This window comes from Sulfitobacter sp. (assembly GCF_041552635.1).
In the GTDB taxonomy this organism is placed as follows: Bacteria; Pseudomonadota; Alphaproteobacteria; order Rhodobacterales; family Rhodobacteraceae; genus Sulfitobacter.
Map to the genome: position 1 here is coordinate 1 of NZ_JBFEKM010000400.1, position 1,043 is coordinate 1,043.

Consider the following 1,043-nt stretch of genomic DNA (forward strand, 5'->3'; position numbering starts at 1 on the left):
GGGCTTCGTCGGGGTTCAATGTGGTTTGCGCCACACTGACCCCGGCCAGACAGACCCACGCCAGAAGCGGGGCAAGCCGCATCAGTCGGTGCATTCCGGCGCGGTCTTGCAGGTCACGATCACGCTGCCCACCTCGCGCACGCCTGCGCCTTCGACAAACACAATGCCCGCGATCTCTTCGGCACCGGGGCCGGCGAACACGCCGCTCCAATGGCCTGTCGCGCTGATTTCGCCGCCCTGATAGCCGCTATCCAGCGTCTGCGTGCCGCCTGTCACCTCGACGGCGGTGCCAGACTTGATCGTGCCTGTTGTGCGGTCGATCTCGCTGTTGGTAAAAGACACAATACCGTCGAGCGCACCCAACGGCTGACCCGCAGTGTCATAGAGCGTGCGGTTGCGCACCACACCGCCCACGGCACCAACCTCGTCAAAGTCCCCAAAGTCGGCCGTCATCTCTATGCCACCGGTGACAAGAAACAACTGTTCCACCGCATCGGCGTTTTCATCGGTGGACCGCACGACACGCACAGCGGCATATTCGCCCGAATAGGAATAGATCCCGGTTTCAGGCACCGCCGTGTTGCCGCTTACGCGCTGCGCACCGGCCCCGCCGAAACCATATTCGATATATGCGTTCGATTGCGTGGCCCCGGCCTGAGACAGGCCTGAATCAGACCGCCGGAAAACCGCGAAATACTGGTATTCGTTACTGCCGGGCGCGGGGTCGCTTTGGTAGGCGGCAAACCCGTTGCTAAAGGCCGTATCTTTGATCCGCACATAGGTGTTGTTGGGATCGTCAAACGGAATGTTGTTGATCGTCAATTCGTCCTTGTCAGCGTCATAGGTGATGCTGTTGGCGGTCAGATCCTGGTTGTCGGTGTTCAGATAAACCGAACCGGGGGCGGTATCGCCCACTCCTTCGTCTGTTGGTCCATTGAACGGAACGCCATCGCCACATCCCGCCAAGCCAAGACAAAGCACGAGCCCTGCTGCGCCTAATTTCATATCTGTCTGCCTCGAATTTTTTTTTAATTACGGCAACA

At 59.3% G+C, this 1,043-nt stretch carries 1 protein-coding gene; it reads right to left on the reverse strand.

The genetic code is table 11. The features are described 5' to 3' along the window. Window positions 1–81: 81 nt before the first annotated feature. Window positions 82–1,005: a hypothetical protein gene (locus ABYT07_RS21380; RefSeq protein WP_372994015.1), complete on the reverse strand. Its 924-nt coding sequence runs from the start codon at window positions 1,003–1,005 to the stop codon at window positions 82–84. Between the last annotated feature and the right edge of the window lie 38 nt (window positions 1,006–1,043).